The 18,151-nt window shown below is 50.6% G+C and carries 20 protein-coding genes; 13 read left to right on the top strand and 7 right to left on the bottom strand.

The genetic code is table 11. The annotated features are described in order from the left end of the window. Positions 1-111: 111 nt before the first annotated feature. Genes INT32_RS12495 through INT32_RS12505 form a run of 3 tightly spaced genes read left to right on the top strand, consistent with a single transcriptional unit; the run spans position 112 to position 1,827 of the window. Positions 112-681: a pyridoxamine 5'-phosphate oxidase family protein gene (locus INT32_RS12495; RefSeq protein WP_193089057.1), complete on the top strand. Its 570-nt coding sequence runs from the start codon at positions 112-114 to the stop codon at positions 679-681. Then, positions 678-1,295, top strand: coding sequence for a glutathione S-transferase family protein (locus INT32_RS12500; protein WP_193089058.1), 618 nt, complete (start codon positions 678-680; stop codon positions 1,293-1,295). The genes INT32_RS12495 and INT32_RS12500 overlap by 4 nt, the downstream gene beginning before the upstream one ends. Positions 1,296-1,347: 52 nt before the next feature. Further along, positions 1,348-1,827, top strand: coding sequence for a nuclear transport factor 2 family protein (locus INT32_RS12505; RefSeq protein ID WP_193089059.1), 480 nt, complete (start codon positions 1,348-1,350; stop codon positions 1,825-1,827). Positions 1,828-1,836: 9 nt separating this feature from the next. Here the strand turns inward: INT32_RS12505 and INT32_RS12510 are convergent, their stop codons facing one another. The 3 genes from INT32_RS12510 to INT32_RS12520 form a co-directional block, all read right to left on the bottom strand. Further along, positions 1,837-2,283, bottom strand: a complete 447-nt coding sequence (locus INT32_RS12510) for a universal stress protein (RefSeq protein WP_226816963.1) — start codon at positions 2,281-2,283, stop codon at positions 1,837-1,839. A 410-nt stretch (positions 2,284-2,693) separates the two neighbouring features. Beyond that, positions 2,694-4,310, bottom strand: a complete 1,617-nt coding sequence (gene ggt / locus INT32_RS12515; protein ID WP_193089061.1) for a gamma-glutamyltransferase — start codon at positions 4,308-4,310, stop codon at positions 2,694-2,696. 13 nt (positions 4,311-4,323) lie between these two features. Then, positions 4,324-5,304: a tripartite tricarboxylate transporter substrate binding protein gene (locus INT32_RS12520; RefSeq protein ID WP_193089062.1), complete on the bottom strand. Its 981-nt coding sequence runs from the start codon at positions 5,302-5,304 to the stop codon at positions 4,324-4,326. A gap of 99 nt (positions 5,305-5,403) precedes the next feature. Between INT32_RS12520 and INT32_RS12525 the strand changes: the two genes are divergently transcribed. From INT32_RS12525 to INT32_RS12550, 6 genes are all read left to right on the top strand, one after another. Continuing rightward, positions 5,404-6,372, top strand: coding sequence for a LysR substrate-binding domain-containing protein (locus INT32_RS12525; protein ID WP_370540222.1), 969 nt, complete (start codon positions 5,404-5,406; stop codon positions 6,370-6,372). Between the two features lie 275 nt (positions 6,373-6,647). Beyond that, complete coding sequence (locus INT32_RS12530; protein ID WP_193089063.1) at positions 6,648-7,928, top strand: aminotransferase class V-fold PLP-dependent enzyme; 1,281 nt, start codon at positions 6,648-6,650, stop codon at positions 7,926-7,928. Positions 7,929-8,189: 261 nt separating this feature from the next. After that, positions 8,190-8,699, top strand: a complete 510-nt coding sequence (locus INT32_RS12535; RefSeq protein WP_226816965.1) for a GNAT family N-acetyltransferase — start codon at positions 8,190-8,192, stop codon at positions 8,697-8,699. A gap of 200 nt (positions 8,700-8,899) precedes the next feature. Continuing rightward, positions 8,900-9,334: a hypothetical protein gene (locus INT32_RS12540; RefSeq protein WP_193089064.1), complete on the top strand. Its 435-nt coding sequence runs from the start codon at positions 8,900-8,902 to the stop codon at positions 9,332-9,334. Positions 9,335-9,485: 151 nt separating this feature from the next. Beyond that, positions 9,486-9,767: a hypothetical protein gene (locus INT32_RS12545; RefSeq protein WP_193089065.1), complete on the top strand. Its 282-nt coding sequence runs from the start codon at positions 9,486-9,488 to the stop codon at positions 9,765-9,767. 80 nt (positions 9,768-9,847) lie between these two features. Then, a complete protein-coding gene (locus tag INT32_RS12550; RefSeq protein WP_193089066.1) occupies positions 9,848-10,528 on the top strand; it encodes a metallophosphoesterase in 681 nt (226 codons plus the stop codon). Between the two features lie 136 nt (positions 10,529-10,664). Here the strand turns inward: INT32_RS12550 and INT32_RS12555 are convergent, their stop codons facing one another. Further along, positions 10,665-12,263, bottom strand: a complete 1,599-nt coding sequence (locus tag INT32_RS12555) for a hypothetical protein (RefSeq protein ID WP_193089067.1) — start codon at positions 12,261-12,263, stop codon at positions 10,665-10,667. Positions 12,264-12,384: 121 nt separating this feature from the next. Between INT32_RS12555 and INT32_RS12560 the strand changes: the two genes are divergently transcribed. From INT32_RS12560 to INT32_RS12570, 3 genes are all read left to right on the top strand, one after another. Next, positions 12,385-13,254 carry a class D beta-lactamase gene (locus INT32_RS12560; protein ID WP_193089068.1) on the top strand — a complete coding sequence of 290 codons (870 nt, stop codon included), beginning with the start codon at positions 12,385-12,387 and terminating at the stop codon, positions 13,252-13,254. A 264-nt stretch (positions 13,255-13,518) separates the two neighbouring features. Next, positions 13,519-14,061, top strand: a complete 543-nt coding sequence (locus tag INT32_RS12565) for an isochorismatase family protein (protein ID WP_193089069.1) — start codon at positions 13,519-13,521, stop codon at positions 14,059-14,061. Positions 14,062-14,504: 443 nt separating this feature from the next. Next, complete coding sequence (locus INT32_RS12570) at positions 14,505-14,852, top strand: single-stranded DNA-binding protein (RefSeq protein WP_193089070.1); 348 nt, start codon at positions 14,505-14,507, stop codon at positions 14,850-14,852. A 486-nt stretch (positions 14,853-15,338) separates the two neighbouring features. Here the strand turns inward: INT32_RS12570 and INT32_RS12575 are convergent, their stop codons facing one another. The 3 genes from INT32_RS12575 to INT32_RS12585 form a co-directional block, all read right to left on the bottom strand. Then, entirely contained in the window at positions 15,339-15,599 is a 261-nt protein-coding gene (locus INT32_RS12575; protein ID WP_193089071.1) for a helix-turn-helix domain-containing protein, read from the bottom strand. A 146-nt stretch (positions 15,600-15,745) separates the two neighbouring features. Continuing rightward, entirely contained in the window at positions 15,746-16,507 is a 762-nt protein-coding gene (locus INT32_RS12580; RefSeq protein ID WP_193089072.1) for a Bro-N domain-containing protein, read from the bottom strand. 8 nt (positions 16,508-16,515) lie between these two features. Then, entirely contained in the window at positions 16,516-16,800 is a 285-nt protein-coding gene (locus tag INT32_RS12585) for a hypothetical protein (RefSeq protein ID WP_193089073.1), read from the bottom strand. 604 nt (positions 16,801-17,404) lie between these two features. Here INT32_RS12585 and INT32_RS12590 point away from each other — a divergent pair. Further along, a complete protein-coding gene (locus tag INT32_RS12590) occupies positions 17,405-18,079 on the top strand; it encodes a hypothetical protein (RefSeq protein ID WP_193089074.1) in 675 nt (224 codons plus the stop codon). The last annotated feature ends 72 nt before the right edge of the window (positions 18,080-18,151 follow it).

Raw genomic sequence — 18,151 nt, forward strand, 5'->3', positions numbered from 1 at the left:
TGAAATGTATTGTACGACTATTCTTCTATATAAAGAAATACTGCATAGTAACAGTGTCCGCAGCACAACATTGCGGCATCGAACCAAGACAAACAGCGGGAGAGAGTATCCATGTCACGCGCATTTTCAACCATCACTTTCACACCCGCCGTCCGTGCAGCGCAGGAGCAGTACGGCAGTCGCGAAAGAAATAGCCTGTTCGAAGAAGACTCGCAAGAGCGCAATGCAATTGCGCAGCGGGAACGGGCGTTTATTCCAGACATTGATACCTTCTTTATGTCGAGCGTTGGCGCAAACGGCTGGCCTTACGTGCAGCACAGGGGTGGACCCAAGGGTTTTTTGAAAATCCTGGATGATCATACTTTGGGATTTGCTGACTACGCCGGCAACCGGCAGTATATTTCAGCTGGCAATCTGATGAACGATGATCGTGTCATGCTCATTGTTATGGATTTTGCTCATCGCCGGCGCCTGAAGATATGGGGCCGCGCGCGAATTATTCACGATAGCGATGAGCCGCAGCTGCTTGCCCGCCTGCAAATGCCAGCCTATCGCGCCCGGGTTGAGCGCGGATATATCATTACCGTACAGGCGCTGGATTTTAACTGTCCGCAGCATATTACGGCGCGCTTTACCGAAGATGAGTTTGCCGCCATGATCGAAACAAAGGAATCTCAATGATTACGCTCTATGACCTTGCTCCGTCTGGCAATTGCCACAAAGTACGTCTGCTCTTGTCCTTGCTGGGCGTTCACTATCACAGTTGTCCTGTCAACTTAATGGACAGCGAGCATAAGTCGGTTCAGTTTTTGCATATGAACCCGTTTGGCCAGATGCCGGTGCTGGTTGATGGGGATGTGATATTGCGTGACAGCCAGGCGATCCTGGTTTATCTCGCGAAGCAGTATGGCGATCACGGCTGGCTTGCCACAAACGATCCCAAGGCCATGGCGCAGGTAATGGCGTGGCTGTCTACTGCAGCCAATGAAGTTGCGCGCGGGCCCAATGACCTGCGCTTGCACTACAAATTTGGCCGGCAACTGGATCTGGTTGCGGCTGAGCAGATAACACAAAGACTGTATAGTATTGTAGAGCAGCAGCTTCAGGATTCAGACTGGCTTGTCGGCGACCATATTACCATTGCCGATATCGCTGTATATCCATACATTGCATTATCACCTGAAAGCAAAATCACCCTGGCGCCTTATCCGGCGCTGATCAAGTGGGTTGGGCGTATACAGGCGTTGCCAGGATATGTGGGTATGCCCGGAATGTATTGCATTGCAGAAAAATGACTTTGCCAGGCGTTAGTCATTGGTCTTACTTTACAGAAAAAGGAACTTGTTTATGGAAATGACATCTGAAATACGGCAGCCGGTGCCGCCGTTTACGCTTGATTCAGCCATCCAGAAAGTGCGTCTGGCCGAAGATGGCTGGAACTCACGCGATCCGCAGCGTGTATCTCTTGCCTATACCGTCGATAGCCAATGGCGCAACAGGGCGGAGTTTGTCAACGGCAGGGAACAAATTGTTTCTTTTCTGACGCGCAAATGGATCAGGGAACTGGACTACCGTCTGATCAAGGAGTTATGGGCTTTTGATGGCGCGCGCATCGCCGTGCGGTTTGCCTACGAATGGCACGATGACTCGGGGCAGTGGTTTCGGTCGTATGGCAATGAAAACTGGGCATTTGATGGCAACGGATTGATGTTGCAACGTCATGCGTCCATCAATGATCTGCCCATTGCTGAAAGTGATCGCAAGTTCCGGTGGCCACAGGGAAGACGCCCCGATGACCACCCAGGCCTGAGCCAGCTGGGATTGTAATTTGCCGGCCTAGTCGTGAGGAATGATGGTTACCGGACATATGGCCGAATGGATGACAGCGTAGCTAACGCTACCGAGCAACCCCGAGAACAACGGGTTGGTACCGCGCGAGCCCATCACAATCATTTCTACAGGCGAGTTACTGTTCTGCCTGTCGGTAATTTCCTGAACAATGCAGTTTTTTGCGTCGCCAATCAGCAGTTTGACTTCGTGTTGCACGTCAGACTGCTGCAGCATGGCTCGCGCCGGCTCAGTCACTTCATTGAACAACTGCTGCTGATACTGTTCAATATCCTCATGATTGAACAGCGCCTTGGCATGTACCGTCTGAAAGCTTGGCTGCGCATTGATCACAAGCAGTTTCAGGCCGGCCAGTTTCGCCATGGAGATGGCCCAGTCCAGCGCTTTGCTCGCGTTTTTCGATCCATCGATTGGGACTAAAATAGTTTTGCTCATCATATAACTCCCTGGAACAGAAAAAAGGCGCCCCATATGTGATATGTTGGGGATGCCATTAAAGTGTATTACAACCACAACTGTAATTATTGAACTAAATCAATTTTTATTCAGAATAATGTAAGAAATAGTTTATTACGTTAATCACCAAGACGACTGATAGGCATCATGACGCTGTTGTGGAAAATTGCACTAGGTTATTTTCATGCTAAAGTGATCAATGATCTGATTTGAAGGGATCTTCTCTTTATGATTTTTTCGCCTGGTAGATCGCATGAACGGATCTCTCGGTGATTCATAGTTATGTCATGTCCATAAACGGAGTTGAACGGCCAGCGAAAAGGTCCGGGCCCAGATAGAGCAGTTACCTGCCAGGCAGCCCTGGGCGGGACGCCTGGCCGCTGAACGCCTCAGAGGCTATAGGCAACACCGTCACGGCCCGGGTCTGCCGCACCAGATAACGCGCCTGTCTGGTCGATATGGATGGCATGAACCCAGGCTATGGTGTGTCCAAATGGGTTCCTCGCCACCTGATATCCCATCGCCTCTACTGCGCGGCTCACTGACCGCGGGATACGATTTGATATGTCGACGATATTGCTGGTCGATGAGAACCGGGCAGCCGACACCGCGGATTCAATTGGCATACCAAAGTCGACGACGTTCAGGATGGTTTGCAGAACACCCATGACGATTTGTGTGCCTCCTGGCGCACCCACTATGATTTCCGGCTTGTCGTTTCTAAAAACGATACTGGGGCAGGAAGAAGTAAAGCGTGATTTTCCCGGCGCAATGCTGCCCGCACGACCTGGACGCGGATCAAATACGCCCATGCAGCCGTTATACATAAAGCCGAGTCCTGGCGTAATGACGCCAGACGGCATACCCAGCGAATGCGTCATCGCCACGCAGTTCCCATCGGCATCGACGACAGATAAATGAGTGGTGTCTTTAGGTGGTGCAATTGCATCGTTAAATCGCGGTACGTCGATCTTTTGGCCTGCGCGGATCATCCGTGCAATGGCGTCGGCATATGACTTGGATAACATTTGTTCCAGGGGAACGTCTACAAATGCCGGGTCCGCGATATGGCGGTCTTTGTCAACCGTTGCCTGTTTCATTGCCTCACAGACCAGTTGTATATAATCGGCGCCATTATGTCTGTAAACGGGCAAATCGAAACGCTCGAGGATGTTGAGCATGTGGATGAGCATTGCACCGCCCCCAGGTGGCTGATTGGTTGTGATGCGGCGATCCCGGTAAGTGCCGACCAGCGGTCGGTTCAATGTCGGTTCGTAAGCCGATAGATCGTCCAGTGACAGAATCCCGCCCTGATTTGCCAGATCAGTGATCATTTGCTGCGCGATGTCTCCGCGGTAGAAGGTATCTGGTCCATCGCGCGCGATCAGCTCCAATGTGGCGGCGTAATCACGGTTGTATAGTGGTGTGCCGATTGTTTTAGGCGAGCCGTCGGCACGGCAATATAAATCACGTCCGGATTGGGTCAGAGTCAGCCGCTCGCGATTGGCAGTCCGGCCTGCCAGGGGCTCGTCAATCCAGAATGCATACATGGCCGGACGAACAAAGTAGCCGCCGCGCGCCCATTCGATCGCCGGTGCAATCACGTCGCGCCAGGGCAGGCGGCCATGTCGCTCGTGCATGCGCTTCAGACCCAGCAATGTGCCCGGCACGCCGATCGATTGAGGCCCCAGGTCATTGAGCCGCCCCTTGATTGAAAAACCGAATCCATCGCGCGCTTCACCCTGCAGAAGATGTTCCCACATATCAGCCCGGGCCAGGCCCGGTGCTGGTGCGTGAAAATCCACATACTCATGCGCTTGCTTGCCGGGCAGGTAAAGCGCTGCCGTGCCAAACCCGGCAATACCGCACATCAAGGGATCGACCACAGTTTGGGAAAAAGCACAAGCTACTGCGGCATCCACCGCATTGCCACCTGCCTGCAGGATTTCGATGCCTGATTCTGCGGCCTCAGGTTGAGGGCAGACCACCATGCCATGTCTATTCATTTGTCATACCTGTTTATTTGACGTTCAAATTCAGGTCGCCCACGGCTTGTTGCCATTTGGCTGTATCGCGAACAGTGAAGTCGATCAAAGCCGACGCTGGACCGGGCATTGCCCGGACCTGAACGGCGGCAAATTTCTCCTGGGCTGCCGGGTCATTCAGGAACGCCTGTGTTGCTGCATGCAGTTTCTTAATTACTACCTCTGGCGTGCCTGCCTTGACAGCCACGGCGCTCCATCCGATGTTTCCGAAGCCCTGCAAACCCAATTCTCCCGCGGTGGGTACATCAGGAAGTTCAGGAACACGACTGTCATTGAAAACCAGCAGGGGCTTGAGCTTGCCTTCCTTGATCAGGGGCAGGGCGCTGCTTAAGACCGGCGCCACAATTTGAGTGTTGCCACCCACGGTGGAAACAATACTGTCCGGTTCGCCGCGATAAGGGACATGCAGCATTTTAAAACCCGCCTGTTTCATCAGCATTTCCACAACCAGGTGTGTAGAGTTGCCATTGCCAGAGGACGCAAAAGTGATTTTTTCAGGATCGGATTTGGCTGCTTTCTGTAAATCGTCGTAGCTGTTGATACCAGATTGCGTGCTGGCCACCAGTACAAAAGGCACGGTTGTGAGCATGCCAATGCCGGCGAAGTCCTCTTCAGGAGAATAGGACAAGGGCTGATAGACGAACTTATTGAGCACCATCTGGGAAACGCCGGCCATAAATAGCGTATAGCCATTGGCTGGCTGGGACAAGACAGCCTTGGCTGCGATTACGCCACCCGCGCCGGGCTTGTTCTCTACGACAACGGGTACGTTGAGCGTTTTTCCGACGCTTTCTGCCCACATGCGAGCAAGGCTGTCTGTGCCGCCGCCAGCTTGTTGCGAAACGATAATTTTTATTGCTCGCTGGGGAAATTCGTCTGCGGCGTTTGCCTGTCCCAGGCAGGCCAGCAGCAGTGCGGTGGGGATCAGTTTGTGTAGACTGGAGTAAACTCTCATGTTTATGCCTTATCAATATTTTGTAGTTCCGCATATTGTATATAGGTGCTAGTGTGCAAATGCAGGATATTTCTATGAAATTTTATGGACGGTACATGAGTGAATGCTCATACATCAAGTGCAAATAGTATTGCCTGGGCGCGCCGCCTCAAGGTTCGGCATCTGGAATATTTTCTTATTCTCAGAAATGCCGGTACATTGTCCGAGGCTGCTCGTGCATTACATATGACCCAATCGGCAATGTCTCACTGGCTGAACGAGCTTGAGACATTGCTTGGGGTCAGGCTGGTTGTACGTGGCCGCCGGATCAGGTTTACGCCAGAAGGTGACGTTTTGCTGCGTCTGGCGACCCGGCTGCTAGGAGATATTGCCAGAACCCAGGATGAACTGGAATTATTGGCTCAGGGTGCGCCAGCCAGTCTTCATGTTGGCAGCGTCACGGCGGGGCTGGCTCATCTGATTCCCAACTCAATCTGTACCTTTCAGATGCAGGTTCCACAAATGGCCATTCATATGACCGAGGGTGCTTTTTCGCTGTTGCTTGAGCGGCTGGAGGCACGGGAACTCGATATTGTTGTCGGCTCCATAGACGCAAGAGCCTATGCGGCAGGTCTGACCCACGAAGTGCTGTTCGAAGACCGTATTGTGGCGATTGTCGGCTTGCAGCATGCCGTACGTCAAAAAGCGAAGCCGCTGTGGTCGGATCTGGTGCCGTATCCCTGGATCATGCCGGAAAAAAATACGCTTATGCGAAACCGGCTGGACACCGTGTTGCTGGAAAATGGCGGGGCGGGTGTGCGCCCACGCCTGGAAACCGCGTCCATTATCACCATTGAAACGGTTCTGAGGCAGACCGATTATGTCGCAGTGTGTTCGGCTTCGTTGGGAGCGCATTTGCATCGTTTGGGGTTGGTGCATGCTTTGCCATTGACTGCCGGCTTCGGCCCGGTGGGCGCTGTATATCGTGAACGCGACTCGCATCCGGTGCTCGGCGATTTTCTTGCCGAACTTCGCCGGCAAGCGGATCCATTAAGGACGGCTGAAAGCCGCTTCAACGTGGCATTGTGATGCTATTGAATGTGCGACAGCACCTGTATTGGTCGACATAGTCAGCTAGATTAAGCCGTGTTGACGGCATGCGCGGTGTACCCGGGCTGCAGCGATCGCCGCTCGTTAGCAGGCAGGGCGTTGCCTGGCGTGTGCGAAAAGTTTTTTTGGCTCCTTGCATAGCTATGCCATCTGAAAGGTCTGGATACACAACTGACCATTGCGCTGTCATGAGGGAGCAATAGATTGTTCTTATGATGATCGCTTTATTTTTTTAATTGAGTAAAGCAAACATCATGTTAAATATTTCCCGGCGCCAGATGGTTTTGGGCTCTCTGGCCAGTACGGCACTTTCGTGGGTCCCGAGTATCTCGCAGGCACGCAACAGTACAGGCACCATCTCCGCTCCACTTTCTGCGTCAGATGCCGCATGGAAGCATATACAGGAACTCTATGTAGTTAACCGCGAAATAACGAACTTGGAGAATGGATACTGGGGGGCAATGCCGCAACCGGTACTTTCAGCTTACAAAGAGAGCACCGATTTTATCAATACCAATAACACCATTTATGCACGTACCCAATTCAGTGGAGCCCTGGAAAAAGTGCGCGAGCAGGTTGCACGCGCCGTCGGCGCAGACGTCTCGGAAATTGCACTGACACGAGGCGCAACAGAAGCACTGCAAAAATTGATCACTGGCTATAATGCGCTGCAGCCGGGCGATGTTGTTGCCTATAGCGATCTTGATTACGACTCAATGCAGTATGCAATGAATTGGCTACAGCAACGGCGCGGGGCGCAGGTAAAGACATTCAATATCCCAGAACCTGCTACCCGACAGAACATTCTTGACACCTACGAAAAAATTTTAAGCACACCTAAGTTAAAGCTGCTTTTATTGACGCATCTTTCTCATCGGACGGGACTGGTCATTCCTGTGGCCGAAATCGCTCAGATGGCCCGTGCCCGGGGTGTGGACGTCATTGTGGATGCGGCACATTCATGGGGGCAGATAGATTTCAATGTGAAAGATTTAAGCACAGACTTCGTGGGTTTTAATCTTCACAAATGGATATCAGCGCCCGTAGGCGTGGGCTTTATGTATATTTCAAAAAATCGCCTGATGGATATTGATCCGGATTATGCGGACGAAGATTATGAGTCGGATGATATCCGCTCTCGGGTACACACTGGTACAACCAACTTTGCCGCCTTGCTCACCGTTCCCGTTGCGCTGGATTTGCACCAGAAAATATCGGCGAAGGCCAAGCAGCAAAGGCTGACCTATTTGCGAGACTACTGGGTCGATGCGCTCAGGAGTAATAAATCGGTCAATATATTGACGCCCGATGCTGCTGACCTGCATGCAGGCATTACCTCCTTTCGGTATGGCAATGCGCGCGACAAGCAACAGAATGATGGCCTGGTAAAAATGTTGAAGGACCAATACGGTATTCTAACCGTGCGCCGTGGCGGTATTCATAACGGTGACGCTATTCGCGTGTCGCCTGCACTTTTCACTCGTGATAGTGACATGGACAAGTTTATTGTTGCCATGAACAAACTGGGTAAATAAAAGCAGTTTAAATAAAACAACGGTAAGTTAATAAACACATTTGTGTTGAGCCGTTAAGTCCATGTGTGCTGGATCGCATGCTCCGTAATATGTGGGAGATGATCGATGCCATGCCCCTTGACCGAGCGGCTGGCGTACGCGTAAAGCGCACCAGCTCTCGGCGGTTTTCGTTCATTATTTACGAGTTGCATCTTGCCGTGCTATCGGCTATGGTTTGCTCTTTATATTCCGGCGCGGTCAGCTCACTCTCCCGGCAAAACCATGTTGAATATTACCATTCGTAACGAACAACCGGACGATATCGATGCTATTGCATGGGTAACCCAAACTGCATTTGAGCCAGAGCAGTTCGCCAGCCATACGGAACAGTTTATTGTCAATGGCTTAAGGCGAACCAACCAGCTGGAGATATCTTTGGTGGCACTTTATGAAGGCACGATAGTGGGCCACATCGCTTTGTCACCAGTCAATATCTCTTCGGGTGAGCAGGGCTGGTATGGTTTGGGTCCCGTCAGCGTGCTTCCTCAGTGGCAGGGGCAGGGTATCGGTACTCAGTTAATCCGTTCGGGGCTTGCACAATTGCAAGGCCTGGGTGCACGCGGCTGTGTGGTGTTAGGAAGCCCGGCTTTCTACAGCCGTTTTGGCTTTAAGGCCAATTCGTCTTTGGTGTACGCAGACGCACCAGCCAGGTATTTTCAGGTGTTGGCTTTTGCCGCGGAGATACCGTTTGGCCGGGTGTCTTTTCATGAGGCTTTTGAAGCTACTCAATAGCTGGTTCACAGCCATTACTGTTACGGTCTCGAATGTTACAGTGTCTTTTGTGGCCTCACTACTATCGTGCACCATATGATGCAAGGCAGGGCGCACAATAGCATGGACAGATAGGAAAAAAAGCTGAAGTATCAATACGCAGATGTATGTATTTTCAAATGCAATAGGGTCAGTTCGTAACATATCTGGAGAGAAAAAACGTGAAGATAACCAATTTAACCAGGACAGTCATCCTGGTATGCCTTGGCATATTCGGGTCCATGGTTAATGCGAATACGCTCGTTACGCCTTCGGCTGCTGCCGGCACTGATCCGGGTCCTATCGCTAAATCGGAAGAAACGTTCCTTGCTGGCACGTTTTCAGGTGACGATATTGAGCTTAAGCTGGATGCCAAGGGGCGGTTTGTGCTTAGCGGAGGGGCAGTGGGAAAATCGCTTCACGGTAACTGGACCATGGAAAAATCAGGATTGCATACGCTGTTGCGCCTTAGCGTCGACAAGAAGAATGAAGACGATTGGTTATTCGGCATCAGGTCCAGGAACACGCTGCAAGCGGTTAATGAAGGTAAATTGAAAGTGCTGGACAGGCCATTGGACATCAATGAAGATTCTGGTGTACTGACGCGCGTTAAATAGGGTAATGGATTTTGGCAAGAGGATTGGACTATACGCTGTTGCCGCTATTGAAACCGCATAGCGCCAGGGTGTATCAACAGCCGCTGCGGTGCTGCATGTCCGGGCCGGGCACCGTATAATGATCATGTGTTGAACGAAGACGGGGATTGCCATGGATTTGTGGGCCCAGCTGATTGGGATATTGATGGTGGCTGCCACAGTCGTGGCATTCTTTTTTGCGCCATCAGGAAAAGAGAGGGAACCGCTTTACGTGCGCCAGATCGTTGCTTCGGTGTTCGCGTTCAGCGCGGCTGCCGTATGTGCTTCTCTTTTTTACTTTTCCCCGTCCGATACCGAAGGGACAGAAATTGCTTTTGCAATTCTTAGCGCGCTGGTCATGATTGCAATTCCCTGTTGGTACGCGATCAGAAACCACAAAAACAATAAAAAATAGAACATTGACTCGCTTTCTTCCTGTGTGAACAGGCCAGCCTCAGCATGAGTCCTGATGGCGAGTGTTACGGAGCAAGGTAAATGGCATACGTACACAAATTCGATTTGAACTGTGCCGGCCGGGATTTCGTTGTCGGCGATATCCATGGCCACTATACAAAGCTGATGCAGGCGTTAAAAGCATTAACGTTCGATGCTGGCAAAGACCGGCTTTTTTCGGTGGGTGATCTGGTCGATCGTGGCACTGAAAATGAACAGGTGATCAATCTGATCGACACCAGCTGGTTTTATGCCGTTTGTGGCAATCATGACGATTATGCGATTCGCTATCATCGCATTGGTCGGATGGATGACGAAAATTACCGGCTTAACGGCGGAAGCTGGTTCATTGAGAAAGAGGCGAATGATCGGGAGATGCTGGTTGCCAAGCTGGAGCTTCTGCCCATGGCCATAGAGGTAGTCACGGCGAATGGGCGAATTGGCATCGTTCATGCAGATGTGCCGTGTCGACACTGGAACGATCTCGAAAACTATTTTGAGTCCAAGGCACACCGCCAGCGCGCAATGTGGGCACGCGATCGATTTGAACGCAAAGACGTGACACCGGTGAATGGCATTGATCATGTCATCGTCGGTCACAATTGCCATCCAACGATTTTGACACTTGGCAATGTCCATCATATTGATACAGGCGGGTGGCTGCCGGGTGGGTACAACGGGCATTTCACCTTGTTGGAAATCAGCAAGCCAGGGCTGTTGTGACTGCGACGTGTGGTCAGCGGAGCACTGTGGCTGTCGTTATGCAAGCATCGAGGCAAGCAAAATCCAATCGTACTGATGGCTGGCATGGGGCTCGAGCGGTCGGATGAACGGGCCAGGCAAGATCGGATCCTGACACTTATGGGTCCTGCAGTGCTTCCTCAAAAACAGATTGCACGATATCTGGAAGGGTCCTGATACTATCCCTGAAAAACCGGCGCTTGGGCGTAGACAAGTCTTGCAGCAACACGGCCAGTCTCTCGCTTGCCGTCATTGCAGGCTGGCCCAGCCCGTTTTCAAAAGTATAGAACCAGATGGCCTCCAATAGTAAATTGGCCAGTTGCAAAGTTTCGTATCTGAGCAGGCCGCTATCGTGTTCCTCCAATGTAAAACGGATGACACTGGACCAGTCGGTATAACCCTTGGCGGCAGAAAATGCTGCATGAAATGGTTTGGTTCCCGCTACCACCTGCGCCACGCTCAGGGGTGGTGATCGGCGCAACTGCTCAAGCGTGGGCGACTGCCTCACTGAACAAGCCCCGCGTACAATCCTAAGCAGAAATATCGTATTCCATATCGAGCCACCACCAACCCCGAATCGATCGCAGATCCATTCCGACAGACATATCCAGCGCAAGGACTGCATCTGGACGGTCGTCTCTGCGGTGTCCGAGGGAGCGTCCAGCAAAGCGTTCTTCCATAATAGCCAAAGACTCAAACCGATGTTGGCTGCTACGTCCTGCGCCGCTTCGATCGAATCGGCTTCATATGCGGCTCGCAATGCACGGGAAAAATGGGTAATTGACTGGCCAGCTGCATGCCTGCGTTCAGCCATCGGCGCATCGACGACCTCCAGGGCGATTGCTCTGAAAATAAGCGCTTTCAGATTCAGATACTCAAAGCGTACGCGCGGGTTGTAACGAACAACCAGTCGAGAGCGGCCATCTGCGTGGAGCCGGTTGATTTCTACATGCGCTGCCCGGGTTCCTTCTGTCATATACAGATTCCATGCCCTGGCGATGCCCGCCATAGCCGCAAAAGCCGCCATCGACTCATGATCATCCTCTGTGTCATTGGCCAGAAAGGGCGACAGGCTATCGAGTGCCTCCCAACTGCGTTGAATCTGCCCCTGCTTACGCAAGGCCAGGCTTTCCTTGAGGATAGCTAATGCCGACTGGAAACGATCATGTGCCGCCAGTCGAGCCGTTTGAAAGTGTTCGGCCACGCCAGAAGCATTTGTGCCGGTAAAGCCGTCCTTGGCAAGGCGCATTGCCTGTGTCAGATTGTTCCAGTAACCCACGTCCTGCATCGCATACGCGAGCGGGCTGGATGGTTGCTGACCCGGTTTATTGATTCCGAGAAACCTAGCAAGCGAATCAAGACTGGCTTTTTTTCCACCTGCAGTGATCTTTATCCTGCGTGTGCTTTTTTTGTCGAGCCAAAAAGGCCCGCGACTGCGGTTTCGGGTATTGAGCAAACCGGTTGGTATGGACCTGTCCCATCCCCAGCCCACATCAACACCCCAATCACGAAAATCTTCAAACGCGCGTGAGATGATCATGCGTCCATTGGTTTTACCTGGAAAGCGGGACCGGATCTCGTAGGCCGGCAGATCCGGATGATCGGTATGTCCAGCGTAATAGACACGCAAAAGCAGCCAGAGCGATTGGTACCGTGCCGGCTTACCGTTGATCCTGAGTGCTGGAGTCAATTCAATGTTGAGTGTCGATGCAGACATATAGGCAGAATCCAAGATGTCATGGTAGCACAGGGATAGAGGAGTTACGATCGTTACGATAAGCCATTTTACCCACTTGAATCATGAACTTACCATTCGTCTGGCCTGATCCGGCATTGGATTGACGCTACCAACTTCACACTCAAGGATTTTTTCTATGAAGCATTCGCCTATCTTCCGAGCGATTAGTACGAGCGTGGTCGTACTGGTTTTGGCCTGCACATCAGCTTACGCAAACACCCATTGCATCGACAGCCCCAAGGTTACTGCTGTGTTTGAGAAAGCCGCGGTGCAAGGCACGATCGCACTACTGAACACAAAAACGGGAGAAGTGATCTGTCATAATTCCGCTCGCGCCAATCGCCCATATTTGCCAGCATCCACGTACAAGATACCGAATACGCTGATTGCGCTTGAGACGGGCGTAGCCAGTGGAGCAGATTTCAGTCTAGACTGGAATCAGAAACGTAATCCGCGCCAGGCCTGGTGGCCGGCTGTCTGGGCGAAAGACCAGACTCTTAACAGCGCGCTATCTAACTCTGTCGTCTGGTATTACCAGGAACTGGCTCGACGTATCAACCCGCAACGTATGCAGCAATACGTGGACCAGTTCCGTTATGGCAATCGCGATATTTCTGGTGCAATAGACCAGTTCTGGCTGAAAGGTAAACTGAAAATATCTGCACTTGAGCAGATTTCATTTTTGCAGCATTTTTATTTTCAGCAGCTCGGGGTTGCCCGGCGGAATACCAATATCGTAAAACAGGCGATCGTACTGGAAAAAACACCGTCTTGGACCTTAAGCGGCAAAACCGGCATGGTCGGTTTTGGCGATGCAAAAGACGTTGCGCTGGGGTGGTTGGTGGGTTATGTGGAGACCGCCAATAACACCTATATCTATGCCATGAATATGGACATCACAAAAACGGTGGGTGCACAATTGCGCCTGGAGGTGACCAAATCGGTACTCAAGGAGCTTGGACTGATCTGATCGTCTGGCGTGGAAAAATCCGGCACGCACTTGGCGGGCCGGACCGGCAAGATGTCGTAGCAGACAGCATTTTTCTATATGGTGTTTTGCAGGGCACCCAGCGCGTGGTATAGGAAATATTAGGTTGTGCAGTGCAAGTGTCGTCATTTGCAGTTAATATGGCTGGTCTGCTGCGATGGCGTCAATGTGCAGATTGTAAGGCAGAATAAAGACGACGATTTATAACGGTATTAACCGGATTTGTTTTCGAAAGGGAAAAAGCAGGTGCGACAAGCTTTACTTATCATTGATATGCAGCATTTCGTTGCGGACCGCATTGAGCAGGGTATTGAGTATTACCCCGAAAACTGCATCGAAAACATGCAACGCGTACTTGAGCAGTTCAGGCAGGCCGGAAAGCCAATTGTGCACGTTCGCCATCAATCGGCAGAGCAAGGATCGCTTTTTCACGAGAGCTCCCCATCGTCTTTGCCACTGGCATCGTTTCAGGCATTAGCAGAAGAACCGGTATTCATCAAAAGCACATCATCCGCTTTCAGTTCAACTGAACTGTTCGCCTATTTGCAAACAGCCAGGATATCGGAGCTCGTCGTCATTGGTGCGGTTGTGGGCTTCTGTATCAATTCGAGCGTTAGAGCGGGATCAGATTTGGGGCTTAAGATGACAGTTGTGAAAGACGCCGTGATTAGCTTCGAACTTGACCAATATCAGCTTGGAGCAGCACAGATTCACAATGTGACACTTGCTTTATTGGATGCGGACTTTGCTTCGGTCATTGCGAGTTCGGAGTTGCAGGTCAGTCCATAGGTCGTACATTTTTTTTTTCTAAGTACAAGAATCAACGCCAATAATGACATTGCCGCTCCGACAATAAAAGTATATTCGGCACCGAAACTGTCCCAAGTATCCTGAGACTGCTATTCCTGCTATTGTTGCGACTGCAAAAGCAGCAACCACAGGAAAAAATAGCAGAAACAGCGACAATAACAGCAATGAATAGCCTCGAAAGCCCAGCAAATCAGGAGGGCAGCAGGGTGTTAGCTTTTCAAAGCAAGGGGTGATATGGGGCGAGCCGCAGGAGCTGGCGTGGTATCTGATTGTGCGAGATAGTCAACGGGATAACCGACGTAGCTGCGCCGAGTGCCAGCGCTATCATGCGGGCAGGTGCGGCCAGCGTATCGCTCTTATTGGTGGGGCAGCCGTATTCACGTTGCACCGATGCAAGGATTTTCAACAAAACGAGGTGAATAATGATTGATGGGTTAATAGCAGGCAGACTGTACGGCAGCGCCAAACAGGGCACCGGTAAAACGGGCGATACCTATACCACCGCCAAAGTGAAGGCGGCAGCAGGGAATGGCGAAACCCTGCTGTGCAGTGTCATCGCCTTTGAGGATAAAGCCCAGGCCACACTACTGGCGTTAGATGATGGTGACAGCGTGGCCGTATCGGGGTCGCTAACACCGAAGGTATGGATGGACAAGGCTGGCGACACCCGCCCGACGCTGGACGTCGTTTGCCATATTGTGCTTACACCCTACCAAGTGAAGCGCAAGCGCCAAGCGGTGAATGAGGACGAAAATGATACTGAACGCTGAACGCTGAACGCTGAACGCTGAACGCTGAACGCTGAACGCTGAACGCTGAACGCTGAACGCTGAACGCTGAACGCTGAAAGAAATACAAGAGCAGGATGGCACAGTCTGGCTTTAAACGCCTATCCGTATAGATTTGCCCTGAGAGGGTGGATATGCTGATACGTGAGTGCAAGCTTTGGGTTAAAAACCGGCTAAAAACCGAGAAGTGACTAACAAGAGTATTGACTCACGCTAAGAAAACACGATGGTGTTTGCTGGTGATGACTCACTACGAAACTTTTGTACTTATCTGATGCCGCCTTCTGTATAAAGCCCGTCGCTTTGATTTTAAAAGCTTGCATAGCGGCTTCATGACATCACAAAACAAAAACGCCAACCAGCAATGATTGACGTAAGTCTTTGATTTTAAATGGTGCCGATAATAGGCACCAAGATGCTAGCATTTATGCGGGTTACCGGGCTGCTGTTAGTAGAAATTAAGTCGGATCACTCCAAATTCAGATATCTCGTGATTTCTGCACCGGTAATCCTACCATCAACTGTTTTTATTTTACCAGCTGCGATCCGCTTATGAAGCGTGGTATAGCTGACACCGAGCAGCTTTGCAGCATCAGTGAGGTGAAATACAGCAATTTTTTCAAGCATTTTCTGTGCACCTATTTCACCGGCACGAATCAACATTCTATCAAACTCAGATTTGTCAACTTTGATCGTTTCCGTTGATGCAGACTCTTTGATTATGTTCATTGGAAATTTCCCATTTCAGTTGTTTTACTGTTTGGTTAAGCTTCGGCGACTCCTGGCTGGTTGCCATCGCCGGACGTGGTTTAGTAAGAAGGCGGGCAGGGTAGCGAACCTCCGCCTTCCGAAAGGGGGTTAACTAAGCTGGGTTATCAGGCCACTTCCTCTTTTCGCAATAGCGGCAACACAGTATCCGACCATTTAATTTGCAGTACGGGCGCACCGTTGCCGTGTCTTCTCCCTGTGTCGTAGAGTCGGCTAAAGTCCTGGCCAGCCTCGAGGGGCTTCCAATGTTCTCCCTGCTTAGCCTGTAACCCAGCTTCCGCCAACAGCAAATTTACTTTTCGCGCCGATGGCTCACCTGGAAGCATCTTGCCAAGTTCGGTGGGTGTATAAAACAAAGCCTCTTGGTTTTCAGCGACCAAATGCGTGCTGCCAAAATCTTCCAGAAGGTTCACTCCTGTCAATTTGCGCACAAGCTGGTTGGCACTAATAGCGGCAGCATTTTTATCTAAGCCGAAAGCACGCGCAGCTCGAATCGCCAGAGGCGTGAGTTTCAAAGCCTCGGCTGTCTGTTTTCTAGGCTCGGCCCTGACCTGGTATCCACCGGTCTTGCGGATGGTAGGCAAGACTTCCTCGAATACCCAGCGTTCGAACTTCTCAGCAGAGTGAAGCTGGCTATTGACGACAAGCCGGAACAGGTCCGGTTCGTTGATGATGCGGATTTCTTGTTTTCCGCCAGCTGTAGGAAGGGGGTAGCGTTTCGCGACCCCCTTGCAATGTTTCGATATTGCATCGGACGCATTTACGTAGCCCAATGCTTCGGCTACGTCTTTGCCGACAAACCATGGTTCTCCGTCAATTTCTACTGCACGGATTGAAAATTCAGGGGTTTGAAATGGAATGATCTTCATTTTGTACCTCAGGTTAAAGCAATGTCCAAATAAGTCCTTTGTAATTCCTCGACGCAACATCCAACGCAATTGGAATAGTCTTCAGCCACCCGGATGCCGAGATTAGCCAAGTCCGAGATCGCGGGGTTGCATGAGTTTTGAGCGATTTTCCTGATGGCGCGTAGGAGTTCGGCCAGCTCGGCCAGCGATTCCGAGCCGGCTTGCAGCCAGATCGAAACGTCGTTCGTCAGGAAGTCGATAAGTGGTTGAGATGGTTGCTCAAGGCGAGCAGGGGCGTGATGAGTCCTAGGCATATGGCCTCCGAGTGGGTTTTATGAAACTCGCTCCTCACTGCTAAATGAGGTGGGCGGGCAACTGACAGGGTTAGCAGACCGGTCCACTCGGAAACCGGCGCATCCGAAGATGCCCCCACCAGTGCCCGCCCAAAGAAGGCGCACAGAGGCGTACGGACGTAAAAAAACCGCCAATATAGAAATGGGGCGGTATGTCCGCCGAGTTGGATTTCAGGCTGCTAAACCCGGTACCCGTTGTTCGGGTACGGAAATAGTATAAGCCTGGATTTTGGGCGGAGTCAATATTTGGGTGTTGCTTGACTTCTATGTGTTCTAAATTGCGTACGTAGAGCATTTCTTTTGTTCCCAGCGATATAAACGTTCAGGAGCAATCTTTGGCACTTAGCTGCGTTGGATAATACTGTACTGGGTTGAATTTATGCGGTGTGTAGTTACTTGCATCGCGATACCGCAATTAGCTGATTAAATCGTTGCGGTCAACGTTGCGGTCAATTTTTTAATGCGACTACAAATGCGGTTAGATTTACTTCATAAAATGCAACTATAAATTCTTAAATCTCGCATAGAATAGTGCCACTACTAATCTCTACCATCGGCGGCGAAAATGAGAGACCGGACATTTGGTTTAATTTGTTTTATTGGCGGTGCAGTATTCTCTTTACTTTGGCTGCTCCTATCTAATTTCAAGGCAGTATCGAATCCATCTACTTTTGATGTAGTAGGTGCATTGGGCGCAGTTGGTTCAGTATTTGCAGCGGCCTTCGCCGTTTATATAGCCCAAGAGAGTTGGAGACGTGAAGATTCACGTGTACAAGATCAAATATTAAAACGACGGACAGGTATTGCGCTCACTATGAGGGAACCGTTGCACGAGCTGCAAACTGCATTGGATCGTGAATCAATAAATTATTCGGTATTGATAAAAGCCGCTCAAACTATGGATCTCGAAATATTTTGCGAAAGAATGAAGCTACATCTTGCCGATATTTCTACTCCGTTCTCCGAACTACAAAAAAAATTCTCATTTGACTATGTCGCTTACTCAGACTATTTGGAACCTTACGAACTTGAACGGCTTAATAATTTAAAATTTTACGTAATAAAGCGATTAAACAGAATTCAATTAATTTTTAGTTTCATTAATACTCATAGCACAGTATTTCCCTATCCAGGATTTGCTCTTGAACAGATTAAGAAGCTTGAGGAGGATAATTGTAGTGCTGTTGCTGATTTAAAATCTCTACTTGCAGATTTAAGCGCTGTAGGTTCTCATAAATGAAACCGAGGAAATGGTTATGTAACTATCCCCTAAAATAATACAGCTGAAGCGTAGAATTTTTCTTACACTAAG

Origin of the sequence: Advenella sp. FME57 (assembly GCF_014897675.1) — a bacterium.
Taxonomy (GTDB): domain Bacteria; phylum Pseudomonadota; class Gammaproteobacteria; order Burkholderiales; family Burkholderiaceae_B; genus Advenella.

What these genes read in the sequence shown, in the direction of transcription:
- INT32_RS12495 (WP_193089057.1), top strand. Translation starts at nt 112, where the DNA reads ATGTCACGCGCATTTTCAACCATCACTTTCACACCCGCCGTCCGTGCA.
- INT32_RS12500 (WP_193089058.1), top strand. Translation starts at nt 678, where the DNA reads ATGATTACGCTCTATGACCTTGCTCCGTCTGGCAATTGCCACAAAGTA.
- INT32_RS12505 (WP_193089059.1), top strand. Translation starts at nt 1,348, where the DNA reads ATGGAAATGACATCTGAAATACGGCAGCCGGTGCCGCCGTTTACGCTT.
- INT32_RS12510 (WP_226816963.1), bottom strand. Translation starts at nt 2,283, where the DNA reads ATGAGCAAAACTATTTTAGTCCCAATCGATGGATCGAAAAACGCGAGC.
- ggt (WP_193089061.1), bottom strand. Translation starts at nt 4,310, where the DNA reads ATGAATAGACATGGCATGGTGGTCTGCCCTCAACCTGAGGCCGCAGAA.
- INT32_RS12520 (WP_193089062.1), bottom strand. Translation starts at nt 5,304, where the DNA reads ATGAGAGTTTACTCCAGTCTACACAAACTGATCCCCACCGCACTGCTG.
- INT32_RS12530 (WP_193089063.1), top strand. Translation starts at nt 6,648, where the DNA reads ATGTTAAATATTTCCCGGCGCCAGATGGTTTTGGGCTCTCTGGCCAGT.
- INT32_RS12535 (WP_226816965.1), top strand. Translation starts at nt 8,190, where the DNA reads ATGTTGAATATTACCATTCGTAACGAACAACCGGACGATATCGATGCT.
- INT32_RS12545 (WP_193089065.1), top strand. Translation starts at nt 9,486, where the DNA reads ATGGATTTGTGGGCCCAGCTGATTGGGATATTGATGGTGGCTGCCACA.
- INT32_RS12550 (WP_193089066.1), top strand. Translation starts at nt 9,848, where the DNA reads ATGGCATACGTACACAAATTCGATTTGAACTGTGCCGGCCGGGATTTC.
- INT32_RS12555 (WP_193089067.1), bottom strand. Translation starts at nt 12,263, where the DNA reads ATGTCTGCATCGACACTCAACATTGAATTGACTCCAGCACTCAGGATC.
- INT32_RS12570 (WP_193089070.1), top strand. Translation starts at nt 14,505, where the DNA reads ATGATTGATGGGTTAATAGCAGGCAGACTGTACGGCAGCGCCAAACAG.
- INT32_RS12575 (WP_193089071.1), bottom strand. Translation starts at nt 15,599, where the DNA reads ATGAACATAATCAAAGAGTCTGCATCAACGGAAACGATCAAAGTTGAC.
- INT32_RS12580 (WP_193089072.1), bottom strand. Translation starts at nt 16,507, where the DNA reads ATGAAGATCATTCCATTTCAAACCCCTGAATTTTCAATCCGTGCAGTA.
- INT32_RS12585 (WP_193089073.1), bottom strand. Translation starts at nt 16,800, where the DNA reads ATGCCTAGGACTCATCACGCCCCTGCTCGCCTTGAGCAACCATCTCAA.
- INT32_RS12590 (WP_193089074.1), top strand. Translation starts at nt 17,405, where the DNA reads ATGAGAGACCGGACATTTGGTTTAATTTGTTTTATTGGCGGTGCAGTA.